We start from the raw sequence: 20,345 nt of genomic DNA on the forward strand, positions 1-20,345 counted from the left end.
AACACTTCATGTCCGGCGCGCCGCTGCTCAACGAGGGCGAGACGGCTGCCGGGTCGGACGACGACGAGTTCTTCGCGCCGGAAGACGCCGACACGGTCGCGACCATCAAGGACCTGATCGAGACGCGGGTGCGCCCGGCGGTCGCCAGCCGGTGGCCCGGCGCGGTGATCAGCACCAGGTCCTCGTGCCAGGTCGCGAACCCGGCGATGCCGTCGGGGAGTTCGGCGGCGTCCGGCGCGAGATAGGCGAGATCCAGCTCACCGGCCCGCAGCCCCGCGAGCAGCTCCGGCGTCGTCGCCTCACGCAGCGAGATCTGCACCCCGGGCCACAGCCGGTGGTACGCGGCCAGCTCGGCCGCCAGGGCCCCGACGGCGGCCGGGCCGCCGTCCCGCAGGGCCGCCACCAGGGCGGTGCCCACGATCGCACCATCGGCATACGCGCCGATCTCACGGATGTGCTCGGGCTTCGAGATGCCCAGGCCGACCGCGACCCGGGGAGCCCCGGCGGCGTGCGCCCGGGCGACGACGTTCTCGGCGGCCGTGGAGACCTCGGACCGGGCTCCGGTGACGCCCATGACCGAGACGGCGTAGACGAAGCCCCGCGAGCACTCGGTGATCAGCTTCACGCGCTCGTCCGTGGAACTCGGCGCGGTCAGGAAGATCCGGTCCAGTCCGTAGCGGTCGGAGGCCTCGAACCAGGCGTCCGCCTCCTCCGGCACCAGGTCCGGGGTCACGATGCCCGCTCCCCCGGCCTCTGCCAGCCGACGGGCAAAGGTCTCCACGCCCATCCGGTCCACGATGTTCCAGTAGGTCATGACCACCACCGCGGCGTCCGTCCGCTGCGTGACGGCGCGGATGATGTCGAAGACCGCGTCGATCCGGAAGCCATCGGACAGCACTTTGCTCGTGGCGGCCTGGATGACCGGTCCGTCCATCACCGGATCCGAGTAGGGGATGCCGATCTCGATGACGTCGGCACCATGGTTGCCCAAGGCGACAGCGGCCTCGATCGAGTCCTCGACGGTCGGGAAGCCGGCCGGGAGGTAGCCGATGAAGGCGGTGCGGCCGGCGTCGCGCGCGGCCTCGATGCTCTCGGTGGTCAGCGATCGGATCTGCTGTTCAGCGTGCTGCTCGGTCATCAGTTCTGCGCTCCTTCGGGGCGTGCGGCCACGGCTTCCGCGTCGCCGCCCTCGGGGGTGGCGGCATCCGGCAGCATGCCGAAGTACTTCGCCGCCGTGGCCACGTCCTTGTCACCACGTCCGGAGAGGCTGATGACGATGATCTTCTCCTCACCGGACGCGGTGTCGGCACTGACGACGCCCTCGTCCGCCCAGCGCCGCGCCAGGCGCAGGGCACCGGCCAGGGCGTGGGCGGACTCGATGGCCGGCACGATGCCCTCGGTGCGGCACAGCCGCTGGAAGGCGTCCATGCACTCGGCGTCGTCCACCGGCTCGTAGGTGGCCCGCCCAGTGTCATTGAGCCAGGCATGCTCGGGGCCGACGGCCGGGTAGTCGAGGCCGGCCGAGATCGAGTGGGAATCGATGGTCTGGCCGTCCTCATCCTGCATCAGGTAGGTCCGGGCTCCGTGGAGCACACCGGTGCGGCCGAGATTGATCGACGCGGCGTGCTCGCCCGTGCTGATCCCCTTGCCGCCGGCCTCCAGGCCGTAGAGCTCCACACCCGAGTCGTCCAGGAAGGCGTGGAAGATGCCCATGGCGTTCGAGCCGCCGCCGACGCAGGCGCAGACGGCGTCCGGCAGCCGGCCGGCCTGCGCGAGGATCTGCTCGCGGGCCTCGTCGCCGATGACCGAGTGGAAGTAGCGGACCATGGCCGGGAACGGGGCCGGGCCGGTGACGGTGCCCAGCAGGTAATGGGTGGTGTCCACGGAGGCGACCCAGTCGCGCAGGGCCTCGTTGATGGCGTCCTTGAGCGTGCGGGCGCCGGTGGTCACGGGGACCACGGTGGCACCGAGCATCTCCATACGGGCGACGTTGAGTGCCTGGCGCTGGGTGTCCACCTCGCCCATGTAGACGGTGCATTCCAGGCCGAACAGGGCCGCGGCCGTGGCGGTGGCCACCCCGTGCTGACCGGCGCCGGTCTCCGCGATGAGGCGGGTCTTGCCCATCCGACGGGCCAGCAGAGCCTGCCCGATCACGTTGTTGATCTTGTGGGACCCGGTGTGGTTGAGGTCCTCCCGCTTGAGGAAGATCCGGACGCCCGGGGAGTCCTGGGCGAAGCGCGGCACCTCCGTCAGCAGGGAGGGCCGGTTCACGTAGTTCGTGAACAGGTCCTGCAGTTCAGCCGTGAACTCCGGATCGTTCCGGGCCTCGGTGAAGGTCCGATCCACTTCCTCGAGTGCGGCGATCAGGGATTCAGGCATCCAGCGCCCGCCGTAGGGGCCGAAGTACGGCCCCGGCTGGTGCTGGTAGCTCCCGGTGTGCTCAATCATCGTACGTTCCAGTCTGTGTTCGGGGACTTCAGGAGATTCGGGATACGTCAGGGGCCTTCAGGAGACTAGCGCTGGCGTGCGCCACCGGGCCGGGACCGGATCAGCCGCGCACGGGCAGCGAGGCCGCACGGAAGTCGCGGATGGCCTGCGTCGGGTCCCCGTGCCTCACGAGGGCCTCTCCGACCAGGACGGCGTCGGCGCCATCACGGGCGTAGTCGGCCACCTGCTCCGGCCCCTGGACACCGGATTCGGCGATCCGCACCACATCCTCAGGCAGGTGCGGGGCCAGGGTGGCGTAGTTCCGCGGGTCCACGTCCAGCGTCTTGAGGTTGCGGACGTTGACCCCGACGATCGTGGCGCCCACGGCCACGGCACGCTCGATCTCCTCGACCGTGTGGGCCTCGACCAGGGCATTCATCCCGAGTTCGTGGGTGAGGGCGAGATACTCCGCCAGTTGGGAGTCGTCCAGGGCGGCCACGATGAGCAGGACCAGGTCCGCCCCGTGGGCGCGGGCCTCGTGGATCATGTATTCGTCCACGGTGAAGTCCTTGCGCAGCACCGGGATGTCCACGGCCGCCCGGACGGCGTCCAGGTCGGCGAGTGAGCCCCCGAAGCGGTGCTGCTCCGTCAACACGGAGATGGCCGCGGCCCCACCGGCCTCGTAGCGCCGGGCCAGGTCCGCCGGGGAGGCGATGTCCGCCAGAGCCCCCTTGGACGGGCTGGACCGTTTGACCTCGGAGAGGATGCGGATGCCCTGCGGGTCCGTCCGTCCCCCGCCGAGGGCGGCGTAGGCGTCCCGCGCCGGAGTTCGGTCCGTGGCCTCGGCCGCCAGGGACCGGATGGCATCCAGGGACACCGCGCGGCGGCGTTCGGCGAGGTCGGCGCGGACCCCGGCGATGATCTCGTCGAGAACGGTGGCCATCAGTGCCGTGCGGGCTCGGCGTGACCCTTGGTGCCCAGGCCGGCCTTGCCCATGATGAACCCGGCGACGACTCCGGCCACGACGAGGACGGCACCGGCGATGACCAGGACGAACAGGTCGGCCAGCATGCCGACTCCGGCGACCAGGGACCCGGCGAGGATCAGCAGCACCAGCGTCCACGCGGCCGGCGAGTTGCCGTGGCCGAGGGGCTCGGCGTGGGTCGGGTCGTTCAGGACGAGGTCGTCGTCAGTGGTGCGGTGCGAGGTGGTCATGGACCGTCCCTTTCGTTCCAGGTGTATCCAGGTGTCTACAGGCCAGCACTGCCCGCGCTCCAGGCGTGCGGCAGCTGATCAGGTCTGTGCTTCATTCTGCCACGGAAGTCGGGGCCGGACCCGCAGATCTCCCCCGTCTCGATCAGGTGGGGTCCTGGCCGCGGCTGAGCTCGTCCCACGCGTCGATCTCGTCGAGGTCCTCCCCGTCCACCGGCGCGGACTCCGCGGTGGACGCGGTGCCGGTCGCTCCGGTGGCTGTTCCGGTGGCTGTTCCGGCGGCCGGGGCGGCCTCGTAGCGGCGGCTGGTGGTCCACCGTCGGCCGAAGAGGAGCACCGCGAGACCGCAGAGGAACAGCAGGATGCCGCCGACGAGGGTCAGCCACGGCCACACGGTGACGGCATAGGACCCGGCGTCGGCGGTGGTGCCGCTGGCCTCGGAGACCTGGGTGTGGGCTGCAGCAGCCGGGTCGAGGGCCGCCTGGAGGGAGGACCAGGCGGTTGCCGCGCCCGCGAGGAGCAGGAGCACTGCCGTGATCCAACGGCCGATCCGGCGGGCCATGGACAACGCGATGCCGGCGGCCATTCCGACAAGGGCCATGGCGGGCACGACGGCGGCCGCCTGGTTCCCGGTGGTCGTCACCGAGTCACCCGGCAGCCCGGAGATCTGGGTGGACTCGATCCAGGTCTGGGCCCCGGTGCCGAGGATGATGGCCCCGGCGGCGATGGCCCATAGGACCGCGGTGCGCCTCTTCAGCATCATGGCGTCACCTCCGGGTCCAGCGTGGTCAGCAGGCCCGCCGCGAGGACGGCCCGCATCGGGGCACTCGACTTGGTCACCGTCTCGGCGGCCTCCGTCTCCGGGTCGGAATCGGCCACGATCCCGGCTCCGGCCTGCACATAGGCGGTCCCGTCCACGAGGGTCGCGGACCGGATGTTGATGGCCATGTCCATGTTGCCGGCCAGGTCGAAGTAGCCGACCACACCGCCATAGGGGCCTCGCTCCTGGGGCTCCCACTCATCCAGCAGCTGCAGGGCCCGTGGCTTCGGCGCCCCGGACAGGGTGCCGGCGGGAAAGGCGGCGGCCAGGACGTCCAGGGCCTTCTGCCCCGGCTCCAGCCGGCCCTCCACGTGGGAGACCAGGTGCATGATGTGGCTGAACCGCTCCACCTCCATGAACTGGGTGACGGACACGCTGCCCGGTACGCAGACCTTGGAGAGGTCGTTCCGGGAGAGGTCCACGAGCATCAGATGCTCCGCCCGTTCCTTCTGATCGTTGACCAGCAGCTTCTCGCGCAGGTGGTCGTCCTCCACCGTGGCTCCGCGGGGCTGTGATCCGGCGATGGGGTGGGTGATCACCGAACCGTCGTTGACGGTGACCAGCGCCTCCGGCGAGGAGCCGACGATCTGGTACCGGCCGCCGTCGGGCCCGGGCCTCTCGAAGGTGAACAGGTACATGTACGGGCTGGGGTTCATGGCACGCAGGACGCGGTAGATGTCCAGGCCGCTGGCCGTGGTCTCAGCGGAGAAGCGGCGCGAGACGACGATCTGGAAGACCTCACCGTCCACGATGGCCTGCTGGGCCCGGGCCACGGCGTCCAGGAAGCCCTCGTGCGTCCACGAGTCGTGGACATGAGCCGAGACATCAAGGTCCAGCCAGTCCCGCGGGGCGACGGACACCGGGTCACCGCTGCCCGGAACACCCTCTGCCGGCGCGTCCCCAGCTGAGGTCGGGGCGGCGGGCAGGGCAGGGCCGGTGAGCCGGGCCGACATCTTACGCAGTCGGTCCACGGCGTCCGCCCACGCCTCCGGGGCGCCCGAGGACAGGCCGTTGTGGTTGATGGCGTTGGCCACGAGGGTGACAGTGCCGTCCACGGTGTCATGCACGGCGAGGTCCGTGATGAGGTTCATGGCCATTTCCGGCAACCCGAGGTCATCGGGCGGCGGGCTCGGCAGCTGCTCCCAGCGGCGCACCGTGGGCCAGCCGAGGAAACCGGCCATACCCGACACCAGGTTGGGCAGGTCCTTGCCCAGCCCATCGCGCACGTCGGTGGACAACAGGTCCAGGGTCGCCCGGAGCACCTCGACCGGATCGCCCTCGGTGGGCAACCCCGCCGGGGGCTCCCCCAGCCAGTGGGCCACCGCGTCCTCGTCTTCTCCCTCACCCTCTCGCCGCGTGGTCAGCGTTGCCGCACTGCCCGCCCCGATGAAGGAATAGCGGGACCAGACGCCGCCCTGGGCCGCCGACTCCATCAGGAACGTGCCGGGCTCGTCCGCGGCCAGCCGGCGGTAGATGCCGACCGGAGTCAGGCCGTCCGCCAGCACCGTCAGGGTGACCGGGATGACCCGGTGCTGTCCGGCGAGGTTCTCGAAGTCCTCCGCGGAGGGAGTGATGGTGCCGAGTTCACGCATCCGTGGTGGTCTCCTTCGCTGTGGGTGTCGCGGACTCGTCGGCACGTTTAGGCCGGTCAGGACCGGAGAGCGGCAGTTGACGCCCGTCGAAACACGTTCGGGTGCCGGTGTGGCAGGCGGCGCCGGTCTGGTCCACCTGTACGAGCAGCGCGTCGCCGTCGCAGTCCAGGGCCACGGACCGGACTTCCTGCAGATGGCCGGAGGTGTCCCCCTTGCGCCAATACTCACGCCGGGAGCGTGAGTAGTAGGTGGCCCGGCCGGAGGTCAGGGTGCGCCGCAGGGCCTCCTCGTCCATCCAGCCCAGCATCAGCACCTCACCGGTGTCATGCTGCTGGGCAATGGCGGCGACGAGGCCGTCAGGCGTCTTCTTGAGCCGCTGTGCGATCGCCGGGTCGAGTGCCACATCGGCGGAGGCGGTGTTGTCCATGGTGATCCAGTCTAGGCTCCGTGTAGCGTTGTCCCTGTTATGGGGAACCACGCCGACCGGACCACCGGCCAGACACCTGGACGCGACTTCACCGCGGCCTCGCGGGATGCACTCGTCGAGTCGTTGCTGTCAGCCGGCCCCGGCCGGCCGACCCTGTGCGAGGGCTGGCAGACGGAGCATCTCGCAGCCCATATCGTGTTGCGGGAGAGTTCACCGCTCGTGGCCGGCCTGGTACTCCGTCCCCTGGCCCGCACCCTGGAGCGGAAGACCATGGAACTCGGCGCCGCCTCGTCCTCGCCGCACGCCTACCAGCAGTTGGTGGACCGGGTGGCCTCCGGGCCGCAGCCGCCGGCGCGGCTGCGCCAGAACGGGCGGGCCTCGAGACTCGCCCAGACCATTCAGGCGTCCACGGCAGCCCGGCGTGCCGCCCAGGCCACGAACCTGCTCGAGTTCTTCGTCCACACCGAGGATGTCCGGCGCGCCCAGGACCGCTGGGCACCGCGCCACCTCGCCGACGACTACGCCAATGCCCTGTTCAGCGAGTTCGGCCGCCGCGCCCGGATGATGTACCGCTCCGAGTCGACCGGGGTCGTCCTGGCCCGCAGTACGGGCCAACGCGTGGTCGCGCGCCCCACCGGCAAGGATGAGGAGACCCGGACCGTCTCCGGCCCGGCCGGGGAACTCGTGATGCATGCGTTCGGCCGCCGTGACCATGCCCTGGTGCTGCTGGACTGAGGTGTATGGACCGCGTCAGTGGGCGCGGGTGAGGTACCGGTACCGTGCCACCGTTGAGAAGCCGGCCGCCTGGTAGACGGCTCGCGCCCGCGTGGACCGCTCCTCGACCTGCAGCCAGCACCCGGAGACGTCCAGGCGGACGAGGTGGTTGAAGATGGCGTCCAGCAGGAGGGCCGAGAGTCCGCGCCCGCGCCGGTCCTCGCGGACCCACAGCGCGTAGATTCCCGCGTACGTGGTCGCGGAGCCCTCCGGCGTCACCAAGGAGACCTTCGCCCCACCGGCGATAATCCCGTCCTCGTCCAGGTAGCTGTAGAACCGGCTGCGGCCGCCCCCGAGCAGACGGCGGTGGACCATCCGGCTGGCGGAGTCGTCCCCGGACGGTCCGCCGACCGCATCCCGGCCCACATAGGCGTCCAGCCACTCGTCGCTCAGGGTCTCGTTGACGAGGATGCGCCGGTCCCACTCGGCGTGCTCCGGGAGCCCCTCCCGGTCCATCCACAGCACGTCAGTCGGGGCGACAGCCTCGTAACCGCGGCGTTCCAACAGGCCGCCCAGGCGCTGCTGCCCCTCGAAGAACGCTTCGGACGCCACGTGGGGTGCCGCGGCGGTGTCGCCCGCTGAGGGCCCTTCTGACGACCTCTCTGAAGACCTCGCCCCAGGTTTCTCCGCATAGCCCTCCAGCCAGGATCCCGACGCCGGCAGCCACTGCTGGAAGGTCGGAGCCAGCCAGCGCTCCGCGCTTCGCCGCTCGACCTCGTCCACGGCGGTCTCGATCTGCGCCATGGACGCCGGCATCGTGGCGGACACGACGGAATTGGCGCGCCGGGTGATGCCGGACGAGAAGCGCACGGACCAGCCGTCGACCTCCTGGGACTCGATGGCCGGCCAGCCCAGGAGCGTCAAGCGCTGCAGCTCGACCGGGGAGGGTACGGGGGCATTAGCGGACGGGATAGCCGGCCTCCCTGATGGCGGCCTTGACCCGGGAGATCATGTCCACGGGTCCGAAGTGGAAGATCGAGGCAGCCAGCACGGCGTCTGCCCCGGCTTCGATGGCCGGCGGGAAGTGCTCCGGTGCGCCGGCGCCCCCGGAAGCGATGAGTGGCACGGTGGTGACGGCGCGGACGGCCCGGATCATGTCCAGGTCGAAGCCCTCCTTGGTGCCGTCGGCGTCGATGGAGTTCAGCAGGATCTCCCCCACGCCGCGTTCGGAGGCCTCCCGGCACCAGTCGACGGCATCGATCCCGGTACCCTGGCGTCCGCCGTGGGTGGTGACCTCGTAGCCGGAGCCCACCGCCGGGTCGTCCGTGCGGCGAGCATCGAGGGACAGGGTGAGGACCTGGGACCCGAAGCGCTGGGTGATCTCGTTGATGACCTCCGGCCGGGCCACGGCAGCGGTGTTGATCGACGCCTTGTCCGCACCTGATCTCAGCAGCCGGCCCACGTCGTCCACGGTGCGCACGCCACCTCCGACGGTCAGCGGGATGAAGACCTCCTCGGCGGTCTGGGAGACCACCTCGTAGGTCGTCGCCCGGTCGGCGGTGGAGGCGGTGACATCCAGGAAGGTCAGCTCGTCGGCACCCGCCTCGTTGTAGCGGCGGGCCAGTTCGACCGGATCGCCGGCGTCCCGGAGGGCCGCGAAGTTGACACCCTTGACGACCCGGCCGGCATCGACGTCCAGGCAGGGGATCACGCGTACGGCTACGGGCATGGGCACTTCCTCGGTTGGTTCGGGATCGGTTCCGGATCGATCGGTGCTGCGTCAGCTGGGATCAGCCCGGAACGGAAAGTCCAGGTGCGAGCCGAGCAAATCCGGGCAGGTGAGATCAGGGTTCAGATACGGATGGCGTGAATGGCGGAGACCAGGATGGCGCGGGCGCCGAGGTCATAGAGTTCATCCATCACCTTGTTGGTGTCCCCCTTCTTGACCATGGAGCGGACCGCGACCCAATTCTCGTCCTGCAACGGGGAGATGGTCGGCGATTCCAGGCCGGGGGTCACGGCGGAGGCCCGGTCCAGGTTCGCGCGGCTCACGTCGTAGTCGATCATGACGTAGCGGCGGGCCACCAGAACACCTTGCAGGCGCCGCAGCAGGACGTCGAGGCCTTCGGGGCGATGCCCGGTCTGACCGATGATGATGGCCTCGGACTGCATGATCGGTTCCCCGAAGGTCTCCATGCCGGCGGCCTTGAGCGTGCTGCCGGTCTCCACCACGTCCGCGATGGCGTCCGCGACGCCCAGGTTGACCGAGGACTCCACGGCCCCGTCGAGGTGCACGATCATCTCCGGCGTCACGGACTGGGTGGCGAGATAGTCCTCGAGCAGCCCGTCATAGCTGGTGGCGATGCGCTTGCCTGCCAGGTCGGCCTGCGAGGAGAACCGGCCGATCGGGGCGGCGAAGCGGAAGGTCGACTTGCCGAAGCCCAGGGCCATGATCTCCTCCGCGGACCCGCCAACCTGGGCATCCTGGAAGAGGTCCCGCCCGGTCAGGCCGATGTCCAGGGTGCCCTGCCCCACGTAGACCGCGATGTCACGAGGTCGCAGGTAGAAGAACTCCACCTGGTTCTCCGGGTCCATCATGACCAGTTCCTTGGTGTCCCTCCGCTGGAGGTATCCGGCTTCCCGGAGCATGTCTCGGGCGGCCTCGGACAGGGCGCCCTTGTTGGGAACGGCGATGCGCAGCATGGGTGCTGGTTCTCCTGGTGTGGTGGGTGGTGCGGCGGATGGTGAGGTGGTCGGCGCGCGGCCGGGACTCCTCAGAGGTGGCGGTAGACGTCCTCAAGGGTCAGGCCCTTGGCGATCATCATGACCTGCAGGTGGTAGAGCAGCTGGGAGATCTCCTCGGCCGCCTCGTCCTTCGACTCGTATTCGGCGGCCATCCACACCTCGGCGGCCTCCTCCACGACCTTCTTGCCGATCCCATGGACTCCGGAGTCGAGTTCGGCAACGGTCCCGGACCCTTCAGGCCGGGTCTCGGCCTTCCGGCTCAGCTCGGCAAAGAGTTCATCGAAGGTTTTCACCCTCCCAGCGTAGCCACCGCCGGGCAGTGCCTCTGACCGTGGCAGTCCAATGTGACGCGGCGACCACCGCTCAGCGCAGCGCCAGTTCCGTCAGGACGGCCGCCTGGAACGCCTCATATCCCTTGTCCTCACGGGATCCCTCGAGCCCTGCCCGGTCCAGGGCCTGCACCTCGGTGTCACAGGTCAGCACCCCGAAGCCGATGGGCGTCCCGGTCCGCACGGACACGTCCACCAGGCCCTGCGTCGCCCCGGAGCAGACGTAGTCGAAGTGCGGGGTTCCGCCCCGGATCACGACGCCGAGGGCCACGACCGCATCGAAACGGGGGGTCAGCCGGGCCGCCGCCACGGGCAGTTCGAAGGTCCCCGGGACGCGGAACTCCACGACCTCGATCCCCGGCCGCGCTGTTGCCCCGGCCGCTCCACCGGCTGCCGCCACCACGTCGGCGGCCGCTCGACGGGCGCCGGCCAGCAGTCCTTCCATGACCTGTTCATGCCACTGGGCCGCCACCACGGCGACGCGCAGGGGGCCCTTCGCGTCCGTGGCGCCAGCCGCCGCAGGGAGAGGGGCGGCGAGTTTCTCGCCGAGTGTTGCGTTCAGCCCCTGGGGTGCTCCGTGACCGCTCATGCTGTGCCTCCTGTGGGTGTGGTTGCGGGTGGTGTGTTTGAGGGTGCTGTGGTTGAGGGTGATGGGGCCGGCGCCCCGGGCCTGGTACTCGCCTGCTGCGGCACGAGGTCGCCGGAGAGCCGATGCGCCATGCGGTCCCGCTTGGTGGTCAGGTAGCCGCGATTGTGCTCGGTGACGGGCGCGGGGCTGGGGACGATCTCCGCCACCTCGATCCCCTCCTGTTCCAGTTGCTGCGACTTGTCCGGGTTGTTGGTCACCAGCCGGATGCGGTCCAGTCCGAGCCGGCGCAGGATCGCGGCGGCGGACCGGTAGCTGCGGGCGTCGGCAGGCAGGCCGAGATGCTCGTTCGCGGCGACGGTGTCGAGTCCGGAGTCCTGCAGTGCGTAGGCCAGGATCTTGTTGGCCAGACCGATACCCCGCCCTTCATGGCCCCGGAGGTAGATCACGGTTCCACCCTCGGCCATCGCCTGCTGCAGGGCATGGTCGAGCTGGGCGCCGCAGTCGCAGCGTTCCGATCCGAAGACGTCCCCGGTCAGGCACTCGGAATGCAACCGGACGAGAGGACTCCCGCCGCCCGGCCCGGGGGTGCCGGCACCCGGCGCCTGGAGCACTACATGCTCAGCACCGGTCTCCTGGTCGGGGTGGACCGACACCTGGAACGTGCCGTAGCGGGTGGGCAGATTCACCGTCGGCATGCTGGTGTCGGGCTCGTCCACTGACTCACGATCGTCCTGCGGGCTGGACCCGTACGTGAATCCGCCGCCGTGCCGGGCACTCTGCCCTCCACGGTGTTCGTCCCCGTCGGCGGCCAGATACGCGACGAGGTCCTCGATCGAGACCAGCGGCAACCGGTGCCGATCGGCGAAGCGGCGCAGGGCGGGCAGGCGCATCATGGAGCCGTCGTCGTTGACGAGTTCGGCGATGGCCCCCACCGGGGCCCGTCCCGCGAGCCGGCTCAGTTCCACTGCTGCCTCGGTGTGCCCGCGCCGCTCGGCGACGCCACCGGACGCCGCCACCAGCGGGAAGACATGCCCGGGTCGGCTGACCAGGTCGGCGCTGGCCGACGGGTCGGCCAGCACCTTGAGCGTGGTCGCGCGGTCTGCGGCGGAGATGCCCGTGGTGGTGCCGGCGATCGCATCACAGGACACGGTGTACGCGGTGCCCTTGGGGTCCTCATTGCGAGCGGTCATGGGCGGCAGGTCCAGGCGTTCGGCGACATCGGCCGGCATCGGCGCGCACAGCACCCCCGAGGTGTAGCGCACGGTCAGGGCCACGATCTCCGGGGTGGCGGCGTCCGCGGCGAAGACGATGTCGCCCTCATTCTCGCGGTCTGCGTCATCCACCACGACGACGGCCCGGCCGGTCGCGATGGCCGTGATCGCCGCCTCGATCGGGTCCAGGCGGATCGGCTGTGCCTGGTTTGCCTGCGCCTGGTTTGCCTGCGCCTGGTTGGCCTGTGCCTGGGGCCTCATCTCGTCACCTCCTGCGCCGGGGTGGCACTGGCGCGGTCATGGTCCGTCAGCCGGGCGGCGTACTTGGCCACGACATCGACCTCCAGGTTGACCCGGTCCCCCAGGCTGCGGGTGCCGAGGGTGGTCTCGGCCAGCGTGGCGGGGATGAGGCCGATCTCGAACCAGTCGCTTGCAGCGCCGGTCAGCGCCCCGGTCGGCGTTCCGGCCGGCGTTGCCGACTGGGGAGGCCGGGTCACGTCATTGACGGCCGTGACAGTCAGGGAGACGCCGTCAACGGCGATGGAGCCCTTCTCGGCGACATAGCGGCCCAGTCCGGCGGGCAGGGCAATGCGGACCTGGCGCCATGAGCCGTGGACCTCGATCTTGGCGATGGTCCCGGTGCCGTCGACGTGGCCCTGGACGATATGGCCGTCGAAGCGGCCCGTTGCCGGCATGCAGCGTTCGAGGTTGACCCGGTCGCCCGCCTGCAGATCGCCGATGGCGGTCCGGCGCAACGTCTCACCGATGACATCGACGACCACCGAGCCGGTGGAGACCTCCGTGGCGGTGAGGCAGGTGCCGTTGACGGCGAGGGATCCCCCCAGGGGAAGACCGACGCTCGAGGCCGGGGCGTGGATGGTGAGCCGCGCCGAGTCCTGGTCGGGGTGGTGTTCGAGCCCGGTGATGGAGCCGAGCTCGGTGATGATTCCGGTAAACATGGGGTTCCCTCCGGGAAGTCCGTGATGGGTCAGGGGGTCGGTGCAGCTCGCGGCTCTAGGAGGCCGCATAGTGGAGCAGGACGTCATCACCGAGACGGCTGAGGGCGCCGTTCTCGGCGGGGTCCAGCGCCAGGCGCAGGGCGTGGAACAGGGTGGTGTGCTGGGGCAGGTCGAGTCCGGCCGGGCCGGAACCGAGGACCAGGGGTGCCTGGTACAGGAACAGTTCATCGACGAGGCCAGACCCCAGCCAGGCCGACAGCACGGTGGGCCCGCCCTCGATCAGGACATGGCCCGGACTGGTGCCGCCGTGGGGCCACGATCTGGGCAGGGTGACTCCGTCGGCGGGGTCTCCAGCGGTCAGCTGGTCCAGGACGGCCTGAGGGTCATGGGTCTCGACGTGGAGCCAGGCGGCGCCACCCCTCAGGGCCGCCCCGGCGGGAACGGCCCGGCGGCCCTGCACCACCGGGACCGGCTGGAGGGGCAGGTCTCGGCCGTCCTCATCCCGGGCCGTCAACCGCGGATCGTCCGCCAGCACGGTCCCGGTCCCCACGATGATCGCGTCCACCCGGGAGCGCACCCGGTGGGCATGCCACCGGGATGCGGCTCCGGTGATCCACTGGCTGGTGCCGTCGGCGGCGGCCACGCGGCCGTCCAGAGACTGGGCGAGATGTGCCGTGACAAAGGGACGTCCGCGGTCACGTGCCAGCATCCAGCGGCGATTGAGGTCGCCGGCACCGGCACGGCGCACCTGCTCCGCGTCGACCTGGTCCACCTCGAGGCCGTCGCTGCGCAGCCGGGCTGCGCCGCCGCCGTCGGGCCCGGTGGGGTCCGCCACCGCGTACCGCACCCTGCGGATCCCTGAGGCCAGGATGGCTTCGGTGCAGGGGCCGGTGGTCCCGGTGTGGTCGCAGGGCTCCAGGGTGACCCAGAGCGTGGTGTCCGCCGGATCGATCCGCGGGGCCGGGGTGGACTCGAGGAAGCGGTCGAATCCGGCCAGGGCGTCGATCTCGGCATGGGCGGTGCCCCGGCCCCGGTGGTACCCGGAGGCGAGCACCCTGCCGTCCTTGGCGGTGATGATCGCCCCCACGAGCGGATTGGCCCCTCGGACCCCCCGGATGGCCTGGGCCACGGCCAGGGCCAACGCCTCCTCGGGACCGGCGATGTGGCCGCCAGTGATGATGCTGCCGGAGGCCGTCACGGGACACGCACCGTCGGGTCCGGCATGACCGTCTCGACCTCTGGCTTCTCATTCGCCTTGGCCCGGACCCAGACGAAGAAGCCGACGAGGGTGAAGGCCCCGTAGAACATGTACATGAACGCACTCGCGTAGTAGCCGGCGCTGAAGAGCAGCGGCACCCCGACGACGTCGACCGCCACCCACACCAGCCAGAACTCGACCCAGCCGCGGGCCATGCCGTACGTGGCGATGAGCGATCCGACGAAGGTCCACGCATCCGCCCAGACCGGCTCGTAGGACCCCAGGGCGGTGAACACCGGCGTGAGGGCCAAGGTGCCGATCACCATGGTCACCACGATCCCGATGCGGGCCTTGAGACCGGCCCACTGCGGGGCGATCGCCGTGTCATCCCCGGAGCGTTCAGCCTTGGCCCGGCGCCACTGTACCCAGCCGTAGACCGAGACGGTGATGAACATGATCTGACGGCCGGCCTGGCCCAGCAGATTCGCGGTGTCCGCCCCGCCGAACAGACTCGACAGGAACACCGTGAGCAGGATGACGTTGCCGATGATGCCCAGAGGCCACGCCCAGACCTTGCGGCGCATGCCGCCCAGAGCCGAGGCCAGACCGAAGATGTTGCCGACCACTTCCCGCATCAACAGGCCGCCGCCGGCGACCGGGATGTACCAATTGAAGAGTTCGACGAGCCACCGCATGAAATCCATGAATCCTCCTTCGGAACGCGGCGGCTCCGGGGGATCATGCTGCGGATTCGCCGCTCCCACGGGGCGATCCCGGGTAGCCCTCATCGGCTACCGCGAAACCACACCCACCGGAACGGCGGTGCTGCACGTGCTTCTCCCATCCAGACTTTAACTGTCGGTACCGGAATTCCACCGGTTCAACCGCAGGTCGATGGCCACGGATGTGGGTCGACGCGCGGGTCGCGGACTTTGACCGCCGGTTCGGATTTACACCGACCCCGGAGCACGTTGACACGATTGTGCCACAACGGCACCGGTGTCCGCCCTCAGCGGAGCGGGGCACTTCTCAATTCGTCAATTGCGGCCTCGGGGTCCTCGGCCCCATAGACGGCCGACCCCGCCACGAACACGTCCGCGCCGGCCTCGGCGGCGCGCATGATGGTGTCCCGGGTGACGCCGCCGTCCACCTGCAGGGCGACCGGGACACCGGAGCCGTCCAGGGCCTCTCGGGCGCGCCGGATCTTCGGGAGGACCACATCGAGGAACGGCTGGCCGCCGAAACCCGGTTCCACGGTCATGAGCAACAGCAGGTCCAGCTCTTCGAGCATGTCCAGATAGGGCTCGACGGCGGTCGCCGGCTTCAGCGCCATGCCCGCCTGGGCCCCATGGGAGCGCAGTTCCCGGGCCAGCCGGATAGGTGCCCCGGCCGCCTCCGCATGGAACGTCACGGACTCCGCACCGGCCTCCGCGTAGCTGGGTGCCCAGCGGTCGGCATCCTGGATCATCAGGTGGACGTCCAGGGGCAGGTCGGTGGCCTGGCGGATGGCCTGGACCACGGGCAGCCCGAGCGTCAGGTTCGGCACGAAATGGTTGTCCATGACGTCCACGTGCACGGCGTCGGCATTCCGGATCCGCGCGAGTTCCTCGGCCAGACGCGCGAAGTCTGCCGACAGGATGGACGGGTGGATGTGGATGCCGCGGGAGTGCACCGCGTGGTGGGGCATGGGGTGGCTCACGACGCCACCTTCCGGAACAGGGCCATGAACATGGCATCGGTGGCGTGCAGGTGGGGCCAGAGCTGGCTGGTGTTGCCGGTGGCGTTGGTGCCGGAGTCGGCAGTGGGCGCAGTCGGCGCAGTCGGCGCACTGCTAGCGTCCGTCAGAGCCGGCGCCACCTCCGTCAGGTAGCCGGTCGTGTCCAGCAGCTCCAGTCCGGGATGGCGCTTGAGCACATCCTGGACCTGGAACACCGTCTCGGCCGGATGGGGCGAACAGGTCACATACCCCAGGACGCCACCGGGCTTCAAGGCCTCCACCGCTGAGTCCAGCAACTGGCGCTGCAGCTCGGTCAGTGGACCCAGGTCCGAGGGCTGACGTCGCCACCGGGACTCCGGTCGGCGCCGCAGGGCTCCCAGCCCGGTGCACGGCGCATCGACCAGGATCCGGTCGAAGGCCTCGGGCTGCTCGGCTCCCAGGTCCCGGCCGTCCCCACAGCGGATGGACCAGGTCTCGCCTGCATCCGCCGCGTTCGCTCCGCCCGGCACGGCGGCCAGCGCGTTCTCCACGAGCCGGGCCCGGTGCTCAGCCGGCTCGTTGGCCAACAGGGTCGCCCCCTGTTCGCGGGCCAACGCGGCCAGGAGGGCCGCCTTGCCGCCGGGGCCGGCACAGAGGTCGAGCCAGCGTTCCGGCGCGGTACTGCCCACGGGGACCACCGCCAGGGCACGGGCCGTGAGCTGAGAACCCACGTCCTGCACGCGGATGGTGCCCTCCTTCACCCCGGGCAACCGGCCGGCGTCGCCGTCCCGGTAGAGGGCTGAGCCCGGAGCCAACGGCCCGGGTTCCGCCCCGGCCTCGAGTACGGGCTGCAGGTCCCCTACTCCGGGCAGGGCCACGAGGTTGACCACCGGGGCGGCGTTGTCCGCCTCCAGCAGTGCCTCCAGCTCAGCGGTCCGCCCCTCGGCGGGGCGCCCGTGGCTGGCCAGCGACTGACGCAGGGCGCGGATGATCCACTGCGGGTGGGAGTGCCGGATGGCCAAGGCGGCATCCGCCGCGGTACCGGTCTGCTCATCCACGGGAGCCAGCCGGTCCAACCACGCCTCGCGGTCCCGGGCGGTGACTTTGCGGAGCACGGCGTTGACCAGGCCGGAGGGGCCGGCACCGATCTGGTCGCGCACCAGGGACACCGTGGAGTCCAGGGCCGCGTGGGACGGCACCCGCATCCCAAGCAACTGGTGGGCGCCCAGCCGCAGGGCATCCAGGACGGGCCGGTCGAGCTGGTCCAGGGGGCGGTCCACGCAGGTGGCCAACACGGCGTCGTAGAAACCCTGTCCGCGCAGGGCACCGTAGGTCAGCTCGGTCGCGAAGCCGGCATCGCGCTTGTCCAGCCGGTGCGCGGCGATCCGCGCCGGCAGCACGAGGTTCGCGTAGGCGTCATCCCTGCTGACCGCGGTCAGCGTCTCGAAGGCCGCCAGCCGGGACGGGTCCGCCGACCGGCGACGCTGCGAGGGAGCCGAGGCCGAGTACTGCCGGGGTCCTCCGGAGGTACCGCGGTTGCGGGTACGGCCCTGATCATCACGGCGCTCGTTGCGACGTTCCGGCCGGCTTGACTGGCCTGATTTGCCTGGCTGCCCTGACCGGCGGCTCTTGCCCTGCTCGCTCATCGTGTTCCTTCAGTCGCTGTCTCTGGCGTGGATCCCGTCTGAAACCGGGTGCCCTCCGGCAGTCCCCGAGCCCAATCGGCCGCGGACATCGGTTTCTTGCCGGCGGGCTGGACCCGGACCAGCCGCACCGTCCCGTCCGCGCATTGCAGGTGCACCGCCTTGCGGCCGCGGTGCAGGTGTCCGGGGGTGAGGCCACCGACGGGCAGGTCATCAGAGCCTTCGGGAAGCTTCTCCGGAACGGCCCCGAGGATCTTGATCCGCTGCGGTGCCGCCGAATCCATAGCCTCCGATTCCACCTCCAGCAGGGCCCATGCTCCGGGCTCCGGCGTAGTCCCGTTGATCCGGGCGGCGACGGCGGCCGCCGGCCGTGCGGCGTCCACGAACCCGTCAGCCTGGTCCAGCTTGGGCGCGAGGCTGGGCTCACCGCTCTGCGATTCGGCCGAAGCAGTGCCGGCCAGGATGGCGGCCATCGTGTTCGCGAGCAGGTCCGCCCCCGAGACGGCCAGGTCGGCGAGCACCGCGCCGGACGTCTCGTCCGCCTGTAGGTCACGCACCAGGCGCGAGTACACGGGCCCGGTGTCCAGCCCCTCCTCCAGCTGGAAGACACACGCACCGGTCTGAGCCGCCTGGTCGATCACGGCGTGCTGCACCGGCGCGGCGCCCCGATAGGCGGGCAACAACGAGAAGTGCAGGTTCACCCAGCCGTGGCGCGGCATCTCCAGGCCGGCTGCGGGCACGAGGGCGCCATAGGCCACGACGGCGGCCGCGTCCAGGTCCAGCGCGGCGATCCGGTCGAGGGTTTCCCGTCCGGCGTCGCCGGTCAGGCGGGAGGCGTGGAGGATCGGCAGGCCCAGCTCTGCGGCACGGGCGGCCACCGGCGAGGGGGTCAGCACGCGCTTGCGGCCCACCGGCGCATCCGGCCGGGTCAGGACGGCGGCGATCGTGAAGCCGGCCTCCACCAGGGCGTCCAGTGACGGGACGGCGGTGTCCGGGGTTCCGGCGAACAGGATCCGGTAGCGGGAGTTCACGCTCAGTGCAGTAGTCGGTGGGGTGTTCACAGGGAGCCTCCGAAGCTGGAGCTGATCGTGGCCGCGCGGTCGGCCCGGGTGGAGCCGGTGATGCGGCCGTAGCCGGGATCGCGGAGCTTGCGGCGGGAGTCCCTGCGGTCCTCCCCGGTGAGCCGGTCGATGTAGAGCACGCCCTCCAGGTGGTCCGCCTCGTGCTGGAAGCAGCGTGCGGTCAGGCCCTCTCCGCGATAAGTCACCGGGTTCCCATCCTGGTCGACGCCCGTGACGACGGCCTCGGCGAAGCGTTCGGGGTGATAGCGCAGTCCCGGCACGGACAGGCAGCCTTCCCCCGGCTCGGTCAGCTTCTCACCCGAGGTCTCCAGAACCGGGTTGATCACGTGTCCACGCTGGCCCTCCACATCGAAGGTGAAGATCCTCAACCCCACACCGACCTGCGGGGCGGCGAGACCCACGCCGCCGACGTCGTCCATGGTCTCGAACATGTCCTGCACCAGTTGGTGAAGGTTTCGACGGCCGACCGGCACGGGGTCGGCGAGGGTGCGCAGCACGGGATCGGGAACGGTGCGGATGGGCAGGACAGTCACGGCGACTACTGTATCTGCGCCCCGCGCACCGGGGCCGCTGCCGGCGCGGTCGCTACTGGCACGGTGGAGGCGGGCGGGGGGCCGATGGGTCGCAGCGCCGGGCCGGCACCGTCCGCGGCCTGGGAGTAACCCCAGACCTGGCGGAGCGACCAGAACTTGCGCCAGTGCTCCGGCAGCACCCGGGGGTTGGCCTGGTGCGCGACGACCTCGGTCTGCCCGACAGCCACCCCCAGCAGCAGCGGCGCATCGCCGTACCTCCACGGCTCCCAGGTCCCAGCCACGGGGTCCACGAGGGACTCCTCCGCCTTCAGTCCGGCCACGAGCTGCATGACGACCTTCGCGTCGAGGGGTTTGACGCGCCCGTCCCGCGTGGTGCCCTTGGTCTTGTAGTCGATGATGCAGGTGCGGCCGCCGATGGAGGCGACCAGGTCCAGGGTCCCGGCGTACCCGACGGTGGCGTTCCAGACGGTGATCTCAGTGGCGAGGGGCCGGACGTCGTAGAGATCCCACCATTCATCGAACCGGTCGGCGTAAGCGCCTTCGCCGTGCTCGGCGAGCAGCGCGCGCATCTGCGCCATCTGGTGCGGCTGGCCGAGGGCGTGAAGCCCGACCTGCTCGGCGTAGTTGTGGACACGGTCCCCGCGGGCGGCCGCCTCGTCCCGGTAGCGCTCCGCCGCATTCGAGGCCTGCTTGGCCACGGTCTTCAGTTGCGGCCTGGAGCCGACCGCCTGGGACAGCCGGGGGTCCTCGATGACGGCGGTCGCCGCCATGTGGCCGACCCAGCCGCTGAGGTCGGTGTTCTGCTGCGAGATCACCGTGGTGATGGACGGAACCTCGGGCACGCCGGACAGACTCCGCGCATACATGCGTCCGTATTCGGTCTGGTGGGCGAGTTGAGGTTGGGTCATGATGATCCATTCTCCCACTGCGACGGACACGTTAGCGGCCGGCCGGGGGAACAGGCTAAAACTGACGTGAACTGACCGGAACACGCCGGAACAGCCCCCGATTGGACGTTCCCACCTGACGTGCACTAGAGTCATCTCTCGTTGGAAATCACGGTGACTGGTTTTTCCGGTCACCAGTTTTCTGTGCGGATGTAGCTCAGTTGGCTAGAGCGCCACCTTGCCAAGGTGGAGGTCGCGAGTTCGAATCTCGTCATCCGCTC

General features: G+C 70.3%; 22 protein-coding genes, 1 tRNA gene and 1 riboswitch. Of the genes, 2 read left to right on the plus strand and 21 right to left on the minus strand.

All coding sequences use genetic code 11. The features are described from left to right. The 7 genes from trpA to hisI all read right to left on the minus strand — a co-directional run. On the minus strand, positions 1 to 1,138 hold a 1,138-nt coding region (trpA, locus tag RUH65_RS10790), incomplete at its 3' end, for a tryptophan synthase subunit alpha (RefSeq protein WP_396180053.1). Beyond that, positions 1,138 to 2,448 (minus strand): tryptophan synthase subunit beta, encoded by a 1,311-nt coding sequence (gene trpB / locus RUH65_RS10795; protein WP_313817415.1) that lies wholly within the window; start codon positions 2,446 to 2,448, stop codon positions 1,138 to 1,140. The genes trpB and trpA, both read right to left, overlap by 1 nt. Positions 2,449 to 2,548: 100 nt before the next feature. Further along, a complete protein-coding gene (gene trpC / locus RUH65_RS10800; RefSeq protein WP_313817416.1) occupies positions 2,549 to 3,370 on the minus strand; it encodes an indole-3-glycerol phosphate synthase TrpC in 822 nt (273 codons plus the stop codon). After that, entirely contained in the window at positions 3,370 to 3,642 is a 273-nt protein-coding gene (locus tag RUH65_RS10805) for an HGxxPAAW family protein (protein WP_313817417.1), read from the minus strand. The genes trpC and RUH65_RS10805 overlap by 1 nt, the downstream gene beginning before the upstream one ends. A 142-nt stretch (positions 3,643 to 3,784) precedes the next feature. After that, entirely contained in the window at positions 3,785 to 4,402 is a 618-nt protein-coding gene (locus RUH65_RS10810; RefSeq protein WP_313817418.1) for a Trp biosynthesis-associated membrane protein, read from the minus strand. Beyond that, positions 4,399 to 6,051: a chorismate-binding protein gene (locus tag RUH65_RS10815; protein WP_313817419.1), complete on the minus strand. Its 1,653-nt coding sequence runs from the start codon at positions 6,049 to 6,051 to the stop codon at positions 4,399 to 4,401. Before RUH65_RS10815 ends, RUH65_RS10810 begins: the two co-directional genes overlap by 4 nt. Beyond that, on the minus strand, positions 6,044 to 6,478 hold the full coding sequence (gene hisI, locus RUH65_RS10820) for a phosphoribosyl-AMP cyclohydrolase (RefSeq protein ID WP_313817420.1): 435 nt from the start codon (positions 6,476 to 6,478) through the stop codon (positions 6,044 to 6,046). The genes RUH65_RS10815 and hisI overlap by 8 nt, the downstream gene beginning before the upstream one ends. A gap of 39 nt (positions 6,479 to 6,517) precedes the next feature. Here hisI and RUH65_RS10825 point away from each other — a divergent pair, with 39 nt between their 5' ends. Next, a complete protein-coding gene (locus tag RUH65_RS10825; protein WP_313817421.1) occupies positions 6,518 to 7,213 on the plus strand; it encodes a TIGR03085 family metal-binding protein in 696 nt (231 codons plus the stop codon). A 15-nt stretch (positions 7,214 to 7,228) separates the two neighbouring features. Here the strand turns inward: RUH65_RS10825 and RUH65_RS10830 are convergent, their stop codons facing one another. From RUH65_RS10830 to RUH65_RS10895, 14 genes are all read right to left on the minus strand, one after another. After that, on the minus strand, positions 7,229 to 8,116 hold the full coding sequence (locus RUH65_RS10830; protein ID WP_313817422.1) for a GNAT family N-acetyltransferase: 888 nt from the start codon (positions 8,114 to 8,116) through the stop codon (positions 7,229 to 7,231). Positions 8,117 to 8,150: 34 nt separating this feature from the next. Further along, positions 8,151 to 8,921: an imidazole glycerol phosphate synthase subunit HisF gene (gene hisF, locus RUH65_RS10835; RefSeq protein WP_313817423.1), complete on the minus strand. Its 771-nt coding sequence runs from the start codon at positions 8,919 to 8,921 to the stop codon at positions 8,151 to 8,153. Between the two features lie 122 nt (positions 8,922 to 9,043). Beyond that, positions 9,044 to 9,895: an ATP phosphoribosyltransferase gene (hisG, locus tag RUH65_RS10840; protein WP_313817424.1), complete on the minus strand. Its 852-nt coding sequence runs from the start codon at positions 9,893 to 9,895 to the stop codon at positions 9,044 to 9,046. A gap of 71 nt (positions 9,896 to 9,966) precedes the next feature. Continuing rightward, a complete protein-coding gene (locus RUH65_RS10845) occupies positions 9,967 to 10,230 on the minus strand; it encodes a phosphoribosyl-ATP diphosphatase (protein WP_159550850.1) in 264 nt (87 codons plus the stop codon). 70 nt (positions 10,231 to 10,300) lie between these two features. Further along, positions 10,301 to 10,855: a 6,7-dimethyl-8-ribityllumazine synthase gene (gene ribH / locus RUH65_RS10850; protein ID WP_313817426.1), complete on the minus strand. Its 555-nt coding sequence runs from the start codon at positions 10,853 to 10,855 to the stop codon at positions 10,301 to 10,303. Next, the gene (gene ribB / locus RUH65_RS10855; RefSeq protein WP_313817427.1) at positions 10,852 to 12,327 is read right to left on the minus strand and encodes a 3,4-dihydroxy-2-butanone-4-phosphate synthase; all 1,476 of its coding nucleotides are present in this window, start codon (positions 12,325 to 12,327) and stop codon (positions 10,852 to 10,854) included. Before ribB ends, ribH begins: the two co-directional genes overlap by 4 nt. Beyond that, a complete protein-coding gene (locus RUH65_RS10860; protein WP_313817428.1) occupies positions 12,324 to 13,025 on the minus strand; it encodes a riboflavin synthase in 702 nt (233 codons plus the stop codon). The genes ribB and RUH65_RS10860 overlap by 4 nt, the downstream gene beginning before the upstream one ends. Positions 13,026 to 13,080: 55 nt before the next feature. After that, on the minus strand, positions 13,081 to 14,223 hold the full coding sequence (gene ribD / locus RUH65_RS10865) for a bifunctional diaminohydroxyphosphoribosylaminopyrimidine deaminase/5-amino-6-(5-phosphoribosylamino)uracil reductase RibD (protein WP_313817429.1): 1,143 nt from the start codon (positions 14,221 to 14,223) through the stop codon (positions 13,081 to 13,083). Continuing rightward, the gene (gene pnuC / locus RUH65_RS10870; protein ID WP_313817430.1) at positions 14,220 to 14,927 is read right to left on the minus strand and encodes a nicotinamide riboside transporter PnuC; all 708 of its coding nucleotides are present in this window, start codon (positions 14,925 to 14,927) and stop codon (positions 14,220 to 14,222) included. The genes ribD and pnuC overlap by 4 nt, the downstream gene beginning before the upstream one ends. 124 nt (positions 14,928 to 15,051) lie before the next feature. Next, a riboswitch (FMN riboswitch) is annotated at positions 15,052 to 15,196 on the minus strand. Positions 15,197 to 15,232: 36 nt separating this feature from the next. Beyond that, positions 15,233 to 15,910, minus strand: a complete 678-nt coding sequence (gene rpe, locus RUH65_RS10875) for a ribulose-phosphate 3-epimerase (RefSeq protein WP_313817436.1) — start codon at positions 15,908 to 15,910, stop codon at positions 15,233 to 15,235. An 8-nt stretch (positions 15,911 to 15,918) separates the two neighbouring features. After that, a complete protein-coding gene (locus tag RUH65_RS10880) occupies positions 15,919 to 17,565 on the minus strand; it encodes a transcription antitermination factor NusB (RefSeq protein WP_313817431.1) in 1,647 nt (548 codons plus the stop codon). Further along, positions 17,562 to 18,593, minus strand: coding sequence for a methionyl-tRNA formyltransferase (locus tag RUH65_RS10885; protein ID WP_313817432.1), 1,032 nt, complete (start codon positions 18,591 to 18,593; stop codon positions 17,562 to 17,564). Before RUH65_RS10885 ends, RUH65_RS10880 begins: the two co-directional genes overlap by 4 nt. Positions 18,594 to 18,619: 26 nt before the next feature. Further along, complete coding sequence (def, locus tag RUH65_RS10890; protein ID WP_313817433.1) at positions 18,620 to 19,177, minus strand: peptide deformylase; 558 nt, start codon at positions 19,175 to 19,177, stop codon at positions 18,620 to 18,622. Between the two features lie 5 nt (positions 19,178 to 19,182). Continuing rightward, the gene (locus RUH65_RS10895) at positions 19,183 to 20,085 is read right to left on the minus strand and encodes a cytochrome (RefSeq protein WP_313817434.1); all 903 of its coding nucleotides are present in this window, start codon (positions 20,083 to 20,085) and stop codon (positions 19,183 to 19,185) included. A 185-nt stretch (positions 20,086 to 20,270) separates the two neighbouring features. Here RUH65_RS10895 and RUH65_RS10900 point away from each other — a divergent pair. Continuing rightward, a tRNA-Gly gene (locus RUH65_RS10900) sits at positions 20,271 to 20,344 on the plus strand. Position 20,345 lies beyond the last annotated feature (1 nt).

It is taken from the genome of Citricoccus sp. (genome assembly GCF_032154715.1).
In the GTDB taxonomy this organism is placed as follows: domain Bacteria; phylum Actinomycetota; class Actinomycetes; order Actinomycetales; family Micrococcaceae; genus Citricoccus.

Coding starts and splice junctions, on each gene's coding strand:
- trpC (WP_313817416.1), bottom strand. CDS start 3,370: ATGGCCACCGTTCTCGACGAGATCATCGCCGGGGTCCGCGCCGACCTC.
- RUH65_RS10815 (WP_313817419.1), bottom strand. CDS start 6,051: ATGCGTGAACTCGGCACCATCACTCCCTCCGCGGAGGACTTCGAGAAC.
- ribH (WP_313817426.1), bottom strand. CDS start 10,855: ATGAGCGGTCACGGAGCACCCCAGGGGCTGAACGCAACACTCGGCGAG.
- RUH65_RS10895 (WP_313817434.1), bottom strand. CDS start 20,085: ATGACCCAACCTCAACTCGCCCACCAGACCGAATACGGACGCATGTAT.
- RUH65_RS10810 (WP_313817418.1), bottom strand. CDS start 4,402: ATGATGCTGAAGAGGCGCACCGCGGTCCTATGGGCCATCGCCGCCGGG.
- RUH65_RS10805 (WP_313817417.1), bottom strand. CDS start 3,642: ATGACCACCTCGCACCGCACCACTGACGACGACCTCGTCCTGAACGAC.
- RUH65_RS10860 (WP_313817428.1), bottom strand. CDS start 13,025: ATGTTTACCGGAATCATCACCGAGCTCGGCTCCATCACCGGGCTCGAA.
- trpB (WP_313817415.1), bottom strand. CDS start 2,448: ATGATTGAGCACACCGGGAGCTACCAGCACCAGCCGGGGCCGTACTTC.
- rpe (WP_313817436.1), bottom strand. CDS start 15,910: ATGCCCCACCACGCGGTGCACTCCCGCGGCATCCACATCCACCCGTCC.
- RUH65_RS10825 (WP_313817421.1), top strand. CDS start 6,518: ATGGGGAACCACGCCGACCGGACCACCGGCCAGACACCTGGACGCGAC.
- hisI (WP_313817420.1), bottom strand. CDS start 6,478: ATGGACAACACCGCCTCCGCCGATGTGGCACTCGACCCGGCGATCGCA.
- ribB (WP_313817427.1), bottom strand. CDS start 12,327: ATGAGGCCCCAGGCACAGGCCAACCAGGCGCAGGCAAACCAGGCGCAG.
- RUH65_RS10880 (WP_313817431.1), bottom strand. CDS start 17,565: ATGAGCGAGCAGGGCAAGAGCCGCCGGTCAGGGCAGCCAGGCAAATCA.
- hisG (WP_313817424.1), bottom strand. CDS start 9,895: ATGCTGCGCATCGCCGTTCCCAACAAGGGCGCCCTGTCCGAGGCCGCC.
- pnuC (WP_313817430.1), bottom strand. CDS start 14,927: ATGGATTTCATGCGGTGGCTCGTCGAACTCTTCAATTGGTACATCCCG.
- hisF (WP_313817423.1), bottom strand. CDS start 8,921: ATGCCCGTAGCCGTACGCGTGATCCCCTGCCTGGACGTCGATGCCGGC.